We start from the raw sequence: 16,129 nt of genomic DNA on the forward strand, positions 1-16,129 counted from the left end.
AGAGTATGAACGTTCAAATACGCTGTCAATGGTTGATGTGAACGATCAAAAACCGGCATCCTCGCTAGGGTGGACAACCGGACCGACCCCGAGGAGATCCGATGGCGCACCTCCAGCCGTTCCTGCACGACCTCACCGGCGTGTTCAGCGCCCCGGTGCAGGCGTGGTCCGATCCGCACGGGCAGATCAGGCGCGACGGCGCGCAGGGGATCTTCTGCGGGGACGATCGCGTCATCAGCAGCACCCTCCTCACCGTTGGCGGGACCGAGCCCGACTGGGTGAGCACGCAGGTGGTGTCCGGTCAGGAGATCCGCTTCCTCTCGTTGGTCCGGGTGGAGGGCGCGGGAGCCGATCCGCTCGTCCAGCTGACGAGGACCAGGACCGCGACGGCGCAGGGGGTCGGTGAGCGCCTCCGGCTGGACTCGGCGCTCGACGCCCCGCTGCCCGTGGAGCTCGCCTGCACGCTCCTTGCGGACAGCACGCCCATGGAGAAGGTGAAGTCCGGCCAGGAGGCGGGCGCACCCCTGGCACTGGAGGCGCTCCGCTGGACCTGGCGCACCGGGGACACCGTGGCGCACCTGGATGCAGGCACGGCGGACGTCACCTTCGAGGACGGCGCCGTCACGCTCACCTGGCGGCTCACCGTCGCGGCCGGCGGTTCGGCGGATGCCGGGTTCACCCTGCACCTGCACGATGCTGGGGCTCCGATGGTCGCTCCCGCTGGGCGGCTCCTGCAGGTTCCGCAGGTCCGGCACACCCGGGACCGCCGCATCGGGCATCTCCTCACCCGCTCCGTCTCCGACCTCAACGGCCTGCGGATGGCTGCTGCGGACAACCCCTCCGCCACCTTCCTCGCGGCGGGCGCTCCCTGGTTCTTCACGATGTTCGGCCGCGACTCCCTCATCGCGGCCCGCATGCTGCTGCCGCTCTCCACCGACCTCGCGGGGACGACCCTCCGGGCACTCGCCGCGCGACAGGGCGCCGTGAGCGATCCCTCGTCGGCGGAGCAGCCCGGCAAGATCCTCCACGAGGTGCGCCGCGGCACGCTGCAGTTCGAGGAGGGGGGCACGGGCATCGTCCTGCCACCGGTGTACTACGGCACCATCGACGCGACCCCACTGTGGATCATCCTGCTGCACGATGCCTGGCGCGCAGGACTCGGCGACGACGTCGTCCTGCCGCTCCTCGACCCGCTGGAGCTCGCGCTCGCCTGGCTCCGGGACTTCGGCGACTCCGACGGTGACGGCTTCCTGGAGTACCTGGACACGAGCGGCCACGGCCTCGCCAACCAGGGCTGGAAGGATTCCGGGGACTCCATCCGCTGGCATGACGGTTCCCTGGCCGACGGGCCGATCGCCCTCAGCGAGGTGCAGGGTTACGCCTACGAGGCGGCGATGGGTGGCGCCGCGCTGCTTGAGGCATTCGGCCGGCCCGGCGCGACGGCCTGGCGCAGCTACGCCGCCTCGCTTGCGGCGCGCTTCCGCCAGCAGTTCTGGTGCTCCGACGGGGCGGGTTCCTACCCCGCCATCGCCCTCGATGCGCAGAAGCGAGCGGTCGACGGCGTCACCAGCAACATGGGCCACCTCCTCGGCACGGGCATCCTGACGGGGGAGGAGGAGGCCGACGTGGTCGCACGCCTCCTCGGCCCGGCCATGTTCTCCGGCTACGGGATCCGCACGGTCTCGACGACGAACGGCGGCTACTGGCCCACGCGCTACCACGCGGGGTCCGTGTGGAGCCATGACACCGGCATCATCATCGGCGGCATGCTGCGGGCGGGGTTCGTGGAGGCGGCCGCCGAGCTGGCGAACGGTCTGCTGGACGCGGCCGAGGGCTTCGACTGGCGGCTGCCGGAGCTGTTCTCCGGCCACGCTGCGGCCGACGTCGAGCGCCCGGTGCCGTACCCGGCGTCGTGCCGTCCGCAGGCCTGGGCCGCCGCTTCCGCCGTGCCGATCGCGCAGGCCCTCGGCGCGCTCTGACGGGCCGTTACCGGCGTCCGGAGCCGGGCCCGATCAGGCGAGGATGCGCTGGTACAGGAGGTGGTCCTGCCATCGCCCCGCGATCCGGAGGTAGGACGGCGCCGATCCGATCAGGGTGAAGTCGGCCCGGTCGAGGAGTGCCGGGGACGCGGTGTTGTGCGGCAGCACCGATGCCTGCACGCGGTGCAGTCCGAGGTCGTCGCGGGCCACGGTGAGGACCTCCCGGAATGCCGCCGACGCGACGCCCCGTCCCTGCAGCGCGGCGTCCACCCAGTAGCCCACATGGGCGCTGAGGAAGGGGCCGCGGACGATCCCGGAGAGGGTGACTGTTCCGACGATCCGGCCCTCCGCCTCGAGGACCCAGGGCGCGTCCGTCCCTGACGCGAGGCCGGCGAGGCGGGCGGCCACCGCACCGGCCTGACCGTCGGCGGTGAAGAAGCCCTCCTCCCGCAGCGGTTCCCACGGCGCCAGGTGCGCGCGGTTCCGGCGATACGCGGCGGCGAGCTCAGCCGCGTCCGTGGACACGAGAAGGCGCAGGGTCGTCCCCGAGGGCAGGGTGGTGGACACCCGCGCCATCGTAGCCGAGCGACGGCCGGACCCGCCCGTCCCGCCGTCGGAACGGTCGCCGCCGGAGAGGGGGGGACAGTGCGGAGCGCCTGGGCCATCGACGGCGACATCGCACCCTGCCCCCATGCCGGTGGGAGATCGGCCGCACCGTCATCACCGACAACCGGTCGGGTGGTTGGCGCAGCATCACGAAGCGTGCAAGCCTAGGCGAATGAGCGCTCTCCAGGACATCGACACCCCTTCCGGGACCGTCTCCGCCTACGTCGTCCGGCCGGAGGGACCGGTCCGGGGCGGGCTCGTGCTCGTGCACGAGGTGTGGGGGCTCGTCGGCCACACGCGTGATGTCGCCGACCGCTTCGCGCGTGAGGGCTACGTCGTGGTCGCGCCCGATCTCCTCGCCGACCAGGGCATCACCGAGGAGAAGACCCTGGGCCTGGGGGAGGCGCTGGCCGGGCCCGACGACGAGGCGCGGAACGAGGTGCAGCCGACGCTGCGTGCGCTCCTCGCGCCCCTGGGCAGTCCCGAGTTCGGCGCCCTCACGACCGAGCGCGTGCGGGCCTGCTTCTCCCACCTGTTCGACGACGCCGACGTGGCCGGGCGCGTGGGCGTCATCGGCTTCTGCTTCGGGGGGACGTACAGCTTCTCCCTCGCCGTGCACGAGCCACGCCTCCTCGCGAGCGTGCCGTTCTACGGACACGCCACGTTCACCGCGGAAGAGCTCGGGCGCATCGAGGCGCCCGTCCTCGCGTTCTACGGGCAGGACGACGACGGACTCCTCCAGGAGCTGCCGGCCCTCGAGGCGGCGATGCAGCACGCCGGGGTCGATTTCACCGCCGTCGTCTACCCGGCGGCCGGGCACGCCTTCTTCAACGACTCCAACCGCTTCGCCTACCGGGCTGCTCCGGCCGAGGACGCCTGGCAGCGCACGCTGGAGTTCCTCGCGCGGCACGTTGCCTGATCGCGGCGACGCACCGGGCGCTGCCCGGCCTCCCGCCGGGCGGCGCCCGGTCCACCTCCGTCTGCGGTACCTGGGGCTGGTCCTCATGGGCGGCACGGCCGGCACGCTCGCCCGGTTCGGCCTGGCCGAGGTGCTCCCGGCTCCGGGTGGCCTGCCGCTCGGTATCCTCCTGATCAACGTCACCGGCGCGTTCGCCCTCGGAGTGCTGCTCGAGGCGCTCGCGCGCCGAGGGCCCGACGTGGGACGGCGCCGGGCGCTGAGGCTCGTGCTCGGCACCGGGTTCCTGGGTGGGTTCACGACCTACAGCGCGCTCGCCGTCGACACGGCACTCCTGGTGTCCGACGGGCGCCTCCTCGCAGGACTCGGCTACCTGGCGGTGTCGGTCCTCGTGGGACTGGTGGCGACGGCGGCCGGCATCGCCGTCGGGCACAGCGGGCGCACGACCGGTGAACAGCACCATCTCGGGTCCGGGCGATGAGCGCGGCCGTCGTGCTGGCCGTCGGTCTCGCGGGCGGACTGGGGTCCGTGGCCCGCTACGTGCTCGACGGGACGATCCGCTCGCGCGTGCACGGGGCGGCCCCGGTCGGCACCATGACCGTCAACATCTCCGGCTCCCTGCTCCTTGGCCTGCTCGTCGGGATCGCCCTGGCGGCGGCCCTCCCGCCGGAGTGGACGCTCATCGCCGGGACCGGATTCCTCGGCGGCTACACCACCTTCAGCACGGCGAGCAATGAGACCGTCCGGCTGGTGCAGGCTGGTCGGATCCGCGCTGCCGTCCTCTCCGGACTCGGCACGGCGGTGATGGCGCTGGCCGCAGCCGGCCTCGGGCTGTGGGCGGGATTCCTCCTGGCCGGCTAGACCCCGGTATCCCTGCCCTCCAGCCATGTCCGCGCCCGCTGACATGCCGCGTCCTCCGGATTGCTCCCGGCAGGGCGGGCGCACCCTCCTTCGTCGAGGAGCCGGGACCCCTTGACTCCTCCGCTGGACGCGGGACCATCGAGACAGCGCACCCTGAGAGTGGTGCCTGACGAGGAGGTAAGCGTGGACCAGGACCTGCAGCCCGATCTTCCTGCGGCGCCGGCCGTGGAGGCCGACGATCTCGCCACCCGTGTGCCGTGGCCTGCTGCGGCCGGCACGGCCATCGCCTGCGCCCCGCTCCCCGCCCTGGTCCTGGAGGAGGGCCCTCCCGACTACACGGATGCCTCGGTGCTGCGGGCGGGTGACTCCCTGCACGCCTTCGTGACGTCCAGCCACGGTGATCCGCAGGGTGGCTTGCCCGCGTCCTTCGGGGCCTCGGATTCGTTCGGGGCGGGCGCCGACGCGGGTGACGCCGGCGGCGAGTAGGCGGGGAAGCTGTGAGCCGCGGGTCCACTCCGTCCAGGGCCGCGGTCCCCTCGTCCTCACGCCCTCGTGCCGCCTCGTCGTCGCGCTCCGTCGCCATGATCCCGTGGTGGTCTGCCGTCGCGAGGACATCGACCGCGCCCGATGCCGGCTCTCGGACTAGGGTGGAACGGTGCCCAGGGAAACTTTCGACCTCCGATCGATCGCCGTCGGGTCGTACGGGCCGTCGCTGCTCTACGGGGTCGCGACAGGCGCCATCCTGCCCGTCATCGCCCTGACGGCGCGGGACCTCGGAGCAGACGTGGCGACAGCGGCCCTCGTCATCACGCTGTCCGGGATCGGGTCCCTCGTCACGAATGTCCCGGCCACCCTGATCGCCACCCGTTTCGGGGAGCGGAAGGCGCTCGTGGGAGCAGCGCTGTGGTGCGCGGCCGCGATGTTCCTGGCGCTCGCTGCACCGACCCTGCCGGTCTTCGCCGCCGCGGTGTTCATGGTCGGCATGGCCGGTGCTGTGTTCGGCCTCGCCCGGCAGAGCTACCTCACCGAGGCCGTCCCGGCTCATTTCCGAGCACGCGCGCTCTCGACCCTGGGCGGCGTGACGCGCATCGGCGTGTTCATCGGCCCCTTCGCCGCGGCCCTCGCCATGGCCGTGTACGGCCTGGACGGCGCCTACTGGGTCGGCGGGGTCGCGAGCATCGCAGCCGCGGCCCTCAGCTGGCGCGTCCCCGAGCTCGGAGCTCCCGGCCGCCTGGCCCTCACCGCGCAGTCGCCCGTCGGGGCGGCGCTGGCGCCTCCGCCCGCGCCGACCGTGCGGTCCGTCATGCGCAGCCACTCCCGGATCTTCGTCACGGTCGGTGTCGGTGTCCTCCTGATCGCCGCGGTGCGGGCGACGCGTCAGGCCGTCCTCCCGCTCTGGGCGGAGAGCATCGGGCTGGACGCCTCGTCGACGGCGCTCATCTACGGTCTCTCGGGCGCCATCGACATGCTGATCTTCTACCCGTCCGGCAAGATCATGGACGTCAAGGGCCGCCGCTGGATCGCCGTGCCCTGCATGCTCATCATGGGCACGTCCCTGACGCTGCTGCCGTTCACCGCGGACGCGGTCGGCCTGCTGCTGGTGGCGCTGCTCATCGGGTTCGGCAACGGCATCGGTTCGGGCATCGTGATGACGCTCGGCGCCGATTTCTCGCCGTCGCCCGGCCGTCCGCAGTTCCTCGGCATCTGGCGGTTGTTCACGGATGTGGGGAACATGTCCGGACCCGCACTCCTGTCCCTGGTCACGGCGCTGGCGACCCTGTCCGCGGGCATCTGGGCGACGGCCGCCCTCGGCTTCCTCGGTGCTGCCGTGCTCTGGTACTGGATCCCGCGCGCTGCACCGGGCTCCGCGGCACCGGCGGTGCCGCGGGGCTGAGGCATGTGCCGTGCGGCCGATTACGCTCCGGCCGTTGCCGTGACCTGGCCCTCGTCAGCGCCGGGCGCGACGCCGGATCACCCGCGCCGCCAGAACGGCTCCTGCCGTCGCCATGACCCACGGACCGCCCACGATGAGGGGGTCGAGCCACTGGTGGTTGACGTCGGCGCGCCTCTTCCCGAGGCGCGACGCGATGCCGTGCAACCGTCCTTCCGCCAGGACCCCTGTCTCGGTCACCGGGTTGTCCGGACGGAGGGACACCAGGGATCGGAGGTGCGCCCCCCAGGCATCCACCCGGTCGGCCCCGATCAGGATGAGCCAGTGCGCCGCGCGCCCCTCGCTGTAGCGGTAGGCGTACCGGCGGATCCGGCCGGAGACGCCGTGCAGCGGTGCGCTGGTGCCGAAGACCGGCGTCAGCTGCCCGTGCTCGATCGAACGCTCCCGGCCCTCCCGGCCCGATTGCTGCTCCTCGGGGTAGTCCCAGTGCGCGCCCGTGCCCGCGGGGTCGTACACCTCGCGGGGGTAGGAGGGCCGGTCCTTCGGGTCGAGGTCCGCACCCCAGCCCGGGATGCGCGCACGGAGAGCCTCCGGGGAGGGGACGTCCTTCGGCTTGTTCGCGACGTAGGGGGTGGACGGCGTCGTCGACATGGTGTGCCTCCTAGCTGGGGTCCGCGATGACGAGGGTCTTGATGCAGTTGTCGAGCTTGGCCGAGAACAGGTGGTACCCCTCGGCGATGTCCTCCAGCGGGATCCGGTGGGTGACGATGTCGTTCGGCTTGAGGAAGCCGTTCTGGATATGGCTGAAGAGGCGCGGCCACTGCCGTTTCACCGGTGTCTGGTTCATGCGCAGCGTGAGGCCCTTGTTGAGCGCGTCCCCGAACTTCACGGCGCTGAAGATGGGCCCGTAGGCGCCGACGACGGACACCGTGCCGCCCTTGCGGGCAGCGTCGATCGCCCAGTTGAGCGCGATCGGCGAACCGCCCTGCAGTTTGAGCTTGGTCCCGGTGACCTGCTGGAGGAAGTTCCCGTCCGCCTCGGCCCCGACGGCGTCGATGACGACGTCGGCCCCGAGCCAGTCCGTGGTCCTCTTCATCTCGACCACGATGTCGTCGTACTCCGCGAAGTTGAAGGTCTCGGCGTGGGCGAAGGTGCGCGCCTTCTCGAGCCGGTACTCGAGGTGGTCGACGACGATCACGCGCCCCGCGCCCATCAGCCAGGCGGACTTCGCGGCGTAGAGGCCCACGGGTCCCGCACCGAAGACCACCACGGTGTCACCCTCGACGATGTCGCCGAGCTGCGCCCCGAAATAGCCCGTCGCGAGGGCGTCCGTGAGCAGCACGGCGTCCTCGCTGTCCATCCAGTCCGGGATGATGGCCGGTCCCACATCGGCGAAGGGAACGCGCACGAACTCGGCCTGCCCGCCGTCGTACCCGCCCGTGGTGTGCGAGTAGCCGTAGATGCCGCCGACCGCCGTCGCGTTCGGGTTGACGTTGTGGCAGTTCGAATACAGCCCACGGGCGCAGAAGTAGCAGGATCCGCAGTAGACGTTGAAGGGGACCATCACGCGGTCCCCGCGCTGCAGGTTCTGCACCGACGGGCCCACTTCCTCGACCACCCCGATGAACTCGTGGCCGAACGTGTGGCCGATCCGGGTGTCCGGCATGAGGCCGTGGTACAGGTGCAGGTCCGAACCGCAGATGGCCGCCGTCGTCACCCGGATGATGGCGTCGTTCGGGTGTTCGATCGTCGGCATGGGTTTCTCTTCGACGCGGATCGTGTAGGGACCGCGGTAGACCATGGCTCTCATCCGTCGCCTCTTTCGTCGCTCGTCCGGTCAGCGTGGCACCGGACGGTGCAGTGCTTCAACAAGGAGCAGGGGACGGAAAGCGCGTGCGGAGGACCGCGGAGTGTGTTAACGCCGGCGGTCGGTGGGCGGCGTGCGGCGCGCCTGGGCGGCGAACAGCCAGCCCGCGGCCCCTGAGAGGGTGAAGCCCACGCCGACGATCCACGTCAGCCCCCACCAGAAGAAGAGGGGGACGGTCGCGGTCCCCGGCACGGCGGCCGGGCCGGCTGCCTGGACGGACACGTACAGGACGGCGGACACGAGCATGCCGCCCGGGCCCAGGATCCAGCAGAGCACCAGCCAGCCGCGCGACGAGCCCCACCCGCTGCCGAATCCCTCCCACCGGTTCCAGTGATCGCCCGTGCGCATGATGATGAGGCCGCCGATGAGCGTCCAGGTGCCGACGACGAGAAGAGCCGCGACCACGTCCGCCGGACGGTGCCACAGGTTGATGAACGTGGCCACCCCGGCGAGGACGGAGTAGGCACCACCCGCAGCGGCGGCGAAGGGACGCCAGCGGGGGGTCATGATGATGAAGACGGCCGCTGCCGCCGATGCCGCCAGAGTTGTATGCCCGGAGGGTAATGAATTGAACGCGAGCGTGGCGACGCCCCGGTCCGGGCGGTCGAAGACGAGATTCTTCAGCACCTGGGTGGTCAGGTTCGAGGTGAGGACGACGGCGACGGCGACCACCGCCGCCCCGTACCGCTGCCGCCGCAGCACCACGAAGAGGATGGCCGCCGCGGCGAGGACCACGGAGATGGCGGGAAGCGTGTCGAGGAACCGCAGGAAGGGCAGTTGCGTGTCCGGCGCCGCCACCCCTGCCTCCTGCCAGGCCGACTCGTCCGCGAACTGCCCCGTCGTGGTCCGGACGAAGGCCCAGTAGGTCCAGCCGAGAGCCGCCGCGCAGGCGGCTGCGGCCAGCACGAAGACGAACGGCGAGCGCGCCGCCCGGGCCGTCGTCCTGGTCCGCTGCGTGGTCATCGGTCAATCGTTCCACATCGACCTCGGAGTTCCGTCACCGTCCTGTGACCTCGTCCTGAGGCGTGTCCGCCTGCCGTTCCGGGGCCGCGGGGGGCTGCCGTAGCCTGAGGGCGTGACGCCACCGACCGCACCCCTGCCCCTGCCGTCGCTCGGGGACCTGCTGTCCTCGGCCCGCGTGGTGTCCATCCCCATGCGGGTGAAGTTCCGCGGCGTCCTGCATCGCGAGGCACTCCTGCTCCGGGGCATCGCCGGCTGGGGGGAGTTCTGCCCCTTCCTCGAGTACGACGACGCCGAGTCCGCGCCGTGGCTGGCCTCCGCCGTCGAGGCGGCCTGGGCAGGGTTCCCTGCATCCGTCCGCGACTCCGTGCCGGTGAACGCGACCGTCCCCGCCGTCGGGCCGGAGGCGGTGGAGGGCGTCCTCGCCCGCTTCGGGCCGGTGGGCGCGGTCAAGGTCAAGGTGGCGGAGCGGGGACAGGACCTGCGCGACGACGTCGCCCGCGTGGCGGAGGTCCGCCGGCTCCTACCCGACGCCGGCATCAAGGTGGACGCGAACGGCGGCTGGGAGGTCGCGGAGGCGCTCATGGCACTCGATGCCCTGGCGCCGTCCGGGCTGCAGTACGTGGAGCAGCCGGTCGCCGACATCCCCGGCCTCCGGGCCGTCCGGCTGGAACTCCGGCGCCGCGGGTCCGGGATCCTCGTCGCGGCGGACGAGAGCGTCCGGCGGCAGGAGGATCCGCTGCTGGTCGCGCGCGAGGATGCGGCCGACGTCCTCGTGGTCAAGGCCGCACCGCTCGGGGGAGTGCGGCGGGCGCTCGACATCATCCGCCGGGCCGGGCTGCCGGCCGTGGTCAGTTCCGCCCTGGACACCTCGGTGGGGATCCGTTCCGGCGTCGCGCTCGCGGCAGCGCTGCCCGACCTGCCGTTCGCCTGCGGCCTGGCCACGGTCTCGCTCATGGAGGGCGACGTCACGGACGCCTCGCTGGTGCCCGAGGGCGGTCACCTGCCCGTGCGTGACGTCGACGTGCGTGAAGAACGACTGCTGCGGTTCGCAGCCGACGGAGACCGTCGGTCCTGGTGGCTGGAGCGGCTCGCCCGGACCCATGCGGTCCTCGCAGCGCGGGACTGGAGGTCCGCCGCGGGCGACGCGGAGTGACCACACGCGGGGAGGACGCGGTCGATGCGAGCGGTCTGGGGTGGACCGTCCAGCGTCGTCGTGGGAGGAACACCCTGTGGCGGCTTCGGCAGCCGAGGCCCGGCCCCGGACCGTGGTGCTCGACGCGGCGCTGCGGGATGCGGTGCTCCCCGAAGGCTGACGGGCAGGCCCTGTTCCGGCGTCGTTAACCCGGCGTTCACCGGCACGCACCACGGCTGTTCAGGTGGTCTCGGCAGGGTGAGGGGCGAACGCCGTTCATCTTCTTGAGAGGTACCACCCCCATGACTGACACCACGCGCCGCCTGCTGCCCATGCTCGGCCACACCAAGGGCAAGCGCAGTGCCGTGACCTGCGCCCTGAAGTGTGACAATGCGTGCTCCGACGCGGTCTGCAACACGTCGAGGAACACCTACTTCCGTGACATCGCCGGCAGCGAGTTCTCGCGCCGCAGCGCGCTCGGCGTGGGCGCTGCCGGAGCACTGACGCTCCTGGTCGGCACCCAGACCGGCGCCGGGTCCGCCGTCGCCGCCCCGGGGAGGCCCGGGAAACCGGCGGGCAAGCTGGCCTTCACCCCCATCGCACCCGTGGACGCCCTGGTGGATGACATGACCGTTCCCGAGGGCTACGGCTGGAAGCCGGTGATCCGCTGGGGAGATCCCCTGTTCGCCGGCTCGCCGAGGTTCGACGCCGCCAACCAGACCGCAGCAGCGCAGGCGCTGCAGTTCGGCTACAACTGCGACTACACGGACATCATCGAGATCGAGGGCAGCAAGGGCCGCCGTGCCGTGCTCTTCGCGAACCACGAGTACACGAACGAGAACATCATGGTCCCGCCGACCCTCGCCGCAGCCGAGGTGCGCGGGATCGGCAAGGCCGCACACGGCCTGTCCGTCGTCGAGCTCGAGCGCAAGAACGCCAACAAGCCCTGGTCCTACGTGCAGGGTGCGGCCCTCAACCGCCGCTACCTGACCACCACGCCGTACGAGGTGACTGGCCCGGCTGCAGGCTCGGACCTCCTCAGGACCAAGGACGATCCCGAGGGCCGGACGATCCTCGGCACGCTGGGCAACTGCGCCGGCGGCACCACGCCGTGGGGCACCATCCTCTCCGGCGAGGAGAACTTCAACGGCTACTTCGTCGCGCCCGGCACGAGCGCCGGCGACCGCCGATACGGCATCAGCAACCGTCCGACCGTCCGCGGCTGGGAGATCGACGAGCCGCGCTTCGACACCCGGAATGTCGGCTACGAGAACGAGACGAACCGCTTCGGCTACATCGTGGAGGTGGATCCCTTCGATCCCACGTCCACCCCGAAGAAGCACACGGCACTCGGCCGCTTCAAGCACGAGGGTGCGAACGTCACGGTGGCCTCCGACGGTCGGGTGGTCGCCTACATGGGCGACGACGAGCGCTTCGACTACCTCTACAAGTTCGTCTCCCGGAACCGGGTCACCCCGGGCACCAACCCTGCCGCGCGTCGCGCCAACATGACGCTGCTCAGCGAGGGCTCGCTGTACGTGGCGCGCTTCCAGGGCAACTCGGTCGCCGAGATCGACGGGACGGGCACGCTCCCCTCCGACGGCGCCTTCGACGGCGTCGGCGAGTGGTTGCCGCTCCTCATCGACAACACGTCCGTGGTGCCGGGCATGACGGCGGCCGACGTGGCCGTCTACACCCGACTGGCCGCGGACAAGGTGGGCCCCACGAAGATGGACCGCTGCGAGGACGTGGAGCCGAATCCCGTCTCCGGCAAGATCTACATCGCCTGCACCAACAACACCAACCGCGGCGTCGGCTCCACCGCGATCGCCGACGAGGCCAATCCCCGCACGCAGAACCGCGACGGCCACGTCGTGGAGATCACCGAGGCCGGCAACAACGCGACAGGCACGCGCTTCACGTGGAACCTCCTGCTCGTCTGCGGTGATCCTGCGCGCAACCCGTCCACCTACTTCGCGGGCTACCCGAAGGACAAGGTCTCGCCGATCTCCTGCCCCGACAACGTCGCCTTCGACTCCGAGGGCAACCTCTGGATCTCCACGGACGGCCAGCCCGGGACGGTGGGATTCAACGACGGCCTGTTCAAGGTCGGCCTGGTCGGCGCGGAGCGCGGCCGTGTGCAGCAGTTCCTCGCGGTCCCGCGCGACGCCGAGACCTGCGGGCCCGTCATCCGGGACCAGGAGGGCAGTGTGTTCGTGGCCGTGCAGCACCCGGGGGAGGACGGGACGTGGGCCGAGCAGGCATCGCTCTTCCCGGACTACGTGCCGCTCGGGGCCCTGCCCAGCAAGGGTGAGGCAGCCGTTCCCCGCCCCTCGGTGGTGCAGGTGTTCCGCGGCGCGGAGGCTCCGGCCGAGGACCACAGGGGACGTGGCCGCCGCTCGCCCGGCAAGGCCCGGCCGAAGTCCGGCATCAGCGAATCGCGCGGGACCAGCGACGGCAAGTAGCGCCGTCCCCGACCCGGACGGCCCACGCACCCCCTCCCCGTCGGGAGGGGGTGCGTTCGCGTCCGGGATGTGAGGATGGAGAGGTGACCGACTCAGAGATGTCCCCTCCAGCCCCCCTCGGTTCCGCCGTGACGGCGGCCCGGGCCGTGCGGGCCCTGGTGGCGGGCGGTGTGACCGACGTCGTTGTCGCCCCCGGATCCCGCAGCGCCCCGCTCGCCTACGCGCTCGCCGAGGCGGAGGCCGAGGGGCTCGTCCGGCTGCACGTGCGCATCGACGAGCGGACCGGAGGCTTCACGGCGCTCGGCCTGGCGCTCGGCGGACAGCGGCCGGCGGCCGTCGTGACGACGTCGGGCACGGCGGTGGGCGAGCTGCTTCCCGCCGTGATGGAGGCGAACCATGCCGCGGTGCCCCTCGTGGTCGTCTCCGCGGACCGGCCCGGCGAGCTCCGCGGGACCGGCGCGAACCAGACGACGGTGCAGCCCGGACTGTTCGGCGTCCACGTGCGCGCGGGCGTCGATGTGGGCGCGGGGGAGGATCCCACGAGCCTCATCGGCGACGTGCTGCGCGCCGCGCTCGGGCGGCCGGACGACGGTGCCGCGACCAGCCCGGCCGGTCCGGTGCACCTCAACCTCGCCTTCCGCGACCCCCTGGTGCCGGACGCGGACGACCTGGACGTCCTCCGATCTGCCCGGCTCGTGCAGGCGGAAGGGCGGACGGCCGCCGCGAACGGGTGGGATGGTGGGGGTGGGTCCGTCGTCGGATCGGCGTCACCGGCCGGCTCGGGAACGCCCGAGTCCGCCGCGCAGGTGTCGACGCGCTCTGTGGGCGCGTCCCGCTCCGACCTCTCCACGGACGGTCAGGGAACGACGGTCGTCGTCGCCGGACACGGTGCCGGCGAGGTGGCCGCGGGGTTCGCCGCCCACCTGGACCTGCCGCTACTGGCCGAGCCGTCGTCGAACGCGCGTTTCGGCAGCAGTGGCATCCCGGCCTACCGCCTGCTGCTCGAGCATCTCGGCCCGTCGATCACCCGCGTGGTCACGTTCGGGCGGCCCACGCTGTCCCGTCCGGTGACCGCGCTCCTCGCCCGGGCCGACGTCGAGCACGCGCTGTACCTGCCCGAGCCCGTGGCCTGGTTCGAGGAGGGGCGCCGGACCGAACGCATCATCGACGACCTGCCCGGCCTGATCGCCTTCGCGGGTCGCGGGGCGGAGGGCTGGCTCGGGCGCTGGCGCGAGGCAGGGGCAGCGGCCGATGCCGCCATCCGCTCGCTCCTGGTCGACGAGGAGCGGATGACGGGACTCGACGTGGCCGATGCAGTCTGGGAGCACACCGACGGCAACCTGGTGCTGGGGTCCTCCAACCCCATCCGGGACATGGATCTGATCGCCTCGACCGGCTGGCATCCGCTCGAGGTCTTCGCCAACCGCGGGCTGGCCGGGATCGACGGCACCCTCTCGACCGCGAGCGGCGTGGCGCTCGCGGCGGGCATCCCGACCCGCGTCCTCCTCGGTGACCTCACGTTCCTGCACGACGTCGGTGGCCTGCTCCTCGGCAGCGGCGAACCGCAGCCGGACCTGCACATCGTGGTCCTCAACGACGGCGGCGGCGGGATCTTCGGCCTGCTCGAGCACGGTGCCGAGGCGACGACGGCGCGGTACGGCGCCGCCGTCGAACGCCTGTTCGGAACCCCGCACACCGTGGACGTGGCCGCGCTCGCGGCCGCCTACGGACTCCGGTACGAGCGCGCCACGACGCTGGACGAGCTGGATACGGCGATGGAGCGGCCCATCTCGGGCCGCTCCATCCTCGAGGTGCGCACCGACCGCAGCACCCTCCGGGACCTCCACGCACGGATTCGCCGGGCGGTGGCGGACGTGACGGTCTCCTAGCTAGAGCACCTTCGAGAGGAAGAGCTTCGTCCGCTCGTGCTGCGGGTCCCCGAGGACGTCCTCGGGCCTGCCCTGCTCCACCACGACGCCGCCGTCCATGAACACCACGCGGTCCCCGACCTCACGGGCGAAGCCCATCTCGTGCGTCACGACCATCATCGTCATGCCCTCGCGGGCGAGCTGCTTCATGACCTCCAGCACGTCGCCGACGAGTTCGGGGTCCAGGGCGCTGGTCGGCTCGTCGAAGAGCATCATGTCCGGGTCCATCGACAGGGCCCGGGCGATGGCGACGCGCTGCTGCTGGCCGCCCGAGAGCTGGGCAGGGAAGGCATCCGCCTTCTCGGAGAGGCCCACCTTGGCGAGGTTGCGCCGGGCCACCTCGACGGCCTCGGCCCTGCCCCGCTTCTTGGCCCGCTGCTGCGCGAGGGTGAGGTTCTTCAGCACGCTGAGGTGCGGGAAGAGGTTGAACTGCTGGAACACCATGCCGATGCGCGTGCGGACGTCGTCGAGGTCCGTCTCGCGGTCCGTGATGTCGATGCCCTCCACCATGACGGTGCCGGAGGTGGGCTCCTCCAGCCGGTTGACGCAGCGCAGGAGGGTGGACTTCCCGGAGCCCGAGGGGCCGATCACGCAGACCACCTCGCCCTGGTCCACATGGAAGTCGATGCCCTTGAGCACCTCGTTCTCGCCGAAGTTCTTGCACAGTGCGCGGATCTCGATCGCTGGCACCGCCGTGGTGCCCGGAGCTGCATGCGCCACGGGGATCACCGGCCTCTCTTGTTGTGTCGTTCGAGCTTCGCGACCAGCTGCGTGAGCGGGAGCGTGATGACCAGGTAGAGCAGTGCTGCCACCACCAGGGGCGTCGCGTTCGCCGAGTTCGTCAGGGAGTCGCGGGCGAAGGTCGTGAGTTCACGGTCGCCGATCGCCATACCCGCGATGAAGAGCAGCGAGGTGTCCTTGATGAGGATCACGAGCTCGTTCGTCAGGGGAGGGGTGATGATGCGGAACGCCTGCGGGAGCACGACGGTGACCAGCGTCCACGTGGAACCCATGCCGAGGGACCGCGCGGCTTCGACCTGACCCTTGGGCACGGCCTCGATGCCTGCCCTGATGGTCTCGGCGATGTACGCCGCCGAGACTACGATCAGGCCGATCAGGCCGGCACCCACGCTGCCGCCCGGTGCCTGCCACTGGAACGCGATCGGCACCGCGAAGGCGAAACCGAAGATCACGAGCAGGGCGGGCAGCCCGCGGAAGAGTTCGATGTACCCGGTCGCGAGCCAGCGGTACGGCAGGACGGGGGAGAGCTTCATCAGCGCCAGGAGGAGCCCGAACAGCATGCCGCCCACGAAGGCGATCGCCGTGTAGACGATGGTGTTCTTCGCCGCGATGGTGAGGATCTCGGGGAAGGCCGACCGCGCCACGTCGATGTTGAAGAAGTAGGGCTGGATCCTCCCCCAGTCCGCGGACAGGAGGACGAAGAGGATGACTGCTGCGAAGATCGCGTAGAGGACGCCCTGCGTGAGGCGTCTGCGTGTAGAGCGTTTCACGCGGAGGAAC

At 71.4% G+C, this 16,129-nt stretch carries 15 protein-coding genes; 9 read left to right on the forward strand and 6 right to left on the reverse strand.

All coding sequences use genetic code 11. The features are described 5' to 3' along the window. The first annotated feature begins 101 nt into the window (after nucleotides 1-101). Entirely contained in the window at nucleotides 102-1,979 is a 1,878-nt protein-coding gene (locus tag ASF21_RS05235; RefSeq protein ID WP_055767691.1) for a glycogen debranching N-terminal domain-containing protein, read from the forward strand. A 33-nt stretch (nucleotides 1,980-2,012) separates the two neighbouring features. Here ASF21_RS05235 and ASF21_RS05240 read toward each other — a convergent pair whose 3' ends face one another. Then, nucleotides 2,013-2,555 (reverse strand): GNAT family N-acetyltransferase, encoded by a 543-nt coding sequence (locus tag ASF21_RS05240; RefSeq protein WP_055767694.1) that lies wholly within the window; start codon nucleotides 2,553-2,555, stop codon nucleotides 2,013-2,015. A 202-nt stretch (nucleotides 2,556-2,757) separates the two neighbouring features. Here ASF21_RS05240 and ASF21_RS05245 point away from each other — a divergent pair, with 202 nt between their 5' ends. From ASF21_RS05245 to ASF21_RS05265, 5 genes are all read left to right on the forward strand, one after another. Continuing rightward, nucleotides 2,758-3,504 carry a dienelactone hydrolase family protein gene (locus ASF21_RS05245; protein ID WP_055767697.1) on the forward strand — a complete coding sequence of 249 codons (747 nt, stop codon included), beginning with the start codon at nucleotides 2,758-2,760 and terminating at the stop codon, nucleotides 3,502-3,504. After that, the gene (locus tag ASF21_RS05250) at nucleotides 3,497-3,982 is read left to right on the forward strand and encodes a CrcB family protein (RefSeq protein WP_321166880.1); all 486 of its coding nucleotides are present in this window, start codon (nucleotides 3,497-3,499) and stop codon (nucleotides 3,980-3,982) included. Before ASF21_RS05245 ends, ASF21_RS05250 begins: the two co-directional genes overlap by 8 nt. Next, nucleotides 3,979-4,362 carry a fluoride efflux transporter CrcB gene (gene crcB / locus ASF21_RS05255; protein WP_055767703.1) on the forward strand — a complete coding sequence of 128 codons (384 nt, stop codon included), beginning with the start codon at nucleotides 3,979-3,981 and terminating at the stop codon, nucleotides 4,360-4,362. The genes ASF21_RS05250 and crcB overlap by 4 nt, the downstream gene beginning before the upstream one ends. Nucleotides 4,363-4,545: 183 nt before the next feature. Next, nucleotides 4,546-4,848 (forward strand): hypothetical protein, encoded by a 303-nt coding sequence (locus tag ASF21_RS05260; protein WP_055767707.1) that lies wholly within the window; start codon nucleotides 4,546-4,548, stop codon nucleotides 4,846-4,848. Nucleotides 4,849-5,017: 169 nt separating this feature from the next. Next, on the forward strand, nucleotides 5,018-6,256 hold the full coding sequence (locus tag ASF21_RS05265) for an MFS transporter (RefSeq protein ID WP_055767710.1): 1,239 nt from the start codon (nucleotides 5,018-5,020) through the stop codon (nucleotides 6,254-6,256). Nucleotides 6,257-6,310: 54 nt separating this feature from the next. Here ASF21_RS05265 and ASF21_RS05270 read toward each other — a convergent pair whose 3' ends face one another. From ASF21_RS05270 to ASF21_RS05280, 3 genes are all read right to left on the reverse strand, one after another. Beyond that, nucleotides 6,311-6,904 (reverse strand): hypothetical protein, encoded by a 594-nt coding sequence (locus tag ASF21_RS05270; RefSeq protein WP_055767712.1) that lies wholly within the window; start codon nucleotides 6,902-6,904, stop codon nucleotides 6,311-6,313. A 10-nt stretch (nucleotides 6,905-6,914) separates the two neighbouring features. Further along, nucleotides 6,915-8,063 carry a zinc-dependent alcohol dehydrogenase gene (locus tag ASF21_RS05275; protein ID WP_055767715.1) on the reverse strand — a complete coding sequence of 383 codons (1,149 nt, stop codon included), beginning with the start codon at nucleotides 8,061-8,063 and terminating at the stop codon, nucleotides 6,915-6,917. 105 nt (nucleotides 8,064-8,168) lie between these two features. Next, nucleotides 8,169-9,083 carry a phosphatase PAP2 family protein gene (locus ASF21_RS05280; RefSeq protein WP_055767720.1) on the reverse strand — a complete coding sequence of 305 codons (915 nt, stop codon included), beginning with the start codon at nucleotides 9,081-9,083 and terminating at the stop codon, nucleotides 8,169-8,171. Nucleotides 9,084-9,195: 112 nt separating this feature from the next. Here ASF21_RS05280 and ASF21_RS05285 point away from each other — a divergent pair, with 112 nt between their 5' ends. From ASF21_RS05285 to menD, 3 genes are all read left to right on the forward strand, one after another. Continuing rightward, complete coding sequence (locus ASF21_RS05285; protein ID WP_055767723.1) at nucleotides 9,196-10,236, forward strand: o-succinylbenzoate synthase; 1,041 nt, start codon at nucleotides 9,196-9,198, stop codon at nucleotides 10,234-10,236. A 281-nt stretch (nucleotides 10,237-10,517) separates the two neighbouring features. After that, on the forward strand, nucleotides 10,518-12,680 hold the full coding sequence (locus tag ASF21_RS05290; RefSeq protein WP_082471244.1) for a PhoX family protein: 2,163 nt from the start codon (nucleotides 10,518-10,520) through the stop codon (nucleotides 12,678-12,680). A gap of 98 nt (nucleotides 12,681-12,778) precedes the next feature. Next, nucleotides 12,779-14,569, forward strand: coding sequence for a 2-succinyl-5-enolpyruvyl-6-hydroxy-3-cyclohexene-1-carboxylic-acid synthase (menD, locus tag ASF21_RS05295; protein ID WP_055769193.1), 1,791 nt, complete (start codon nucleotides 12,779-12,781; stop codon nucleotides 14,567-14,569). Here the strand turns inward: menD and ASF21_RS05300 are convergent, their stop codons facing one another. Both ASF21_RS05300 and ASF21_RS05305 read right to left on the reverse strand, forming a co-directional pair. Beyond that, complete coding sequence (locus tag ASF21_RS05300) at nucleotides 14,570-15,334, reverse strand: amino acid ABC transporter ATP-binding protein (protein ID WP_414826614.1); 765 nt, start codon at nucleotides 15,332-15,334, stop codon at nucleotides 14,570-14,572. After that, nucleotides 15,334-16,119 carry an amino acid ABC transporter permease gene (locus tag ASF21_RS05305; RefSeq protein WP_055767726.1) on the reverse strand — a complete coding sequence of 262 codons (786 nt, stop codon included), beginning with the start codon at nucleotides 16,117-16,119 and terminating at the stop codon, nucleotides 15,334-15,336. Before ASF21_RS05305 ends, ASF21_RS05300 begins: the two co-directional genes overlap by 1 nt. Between the last annotated feature and the right edge of the window lie 10 nt (nucleotides 16,120-16,129).

The organism is Arthrobacter sp. Leaf234, assembly GCF_001422665.1.
Classification (GTDB): Bacteria; Actinomycetota; Actinomycetes; order Actinomycetales; family Micrococcaceae; genus Arthrobacter_D.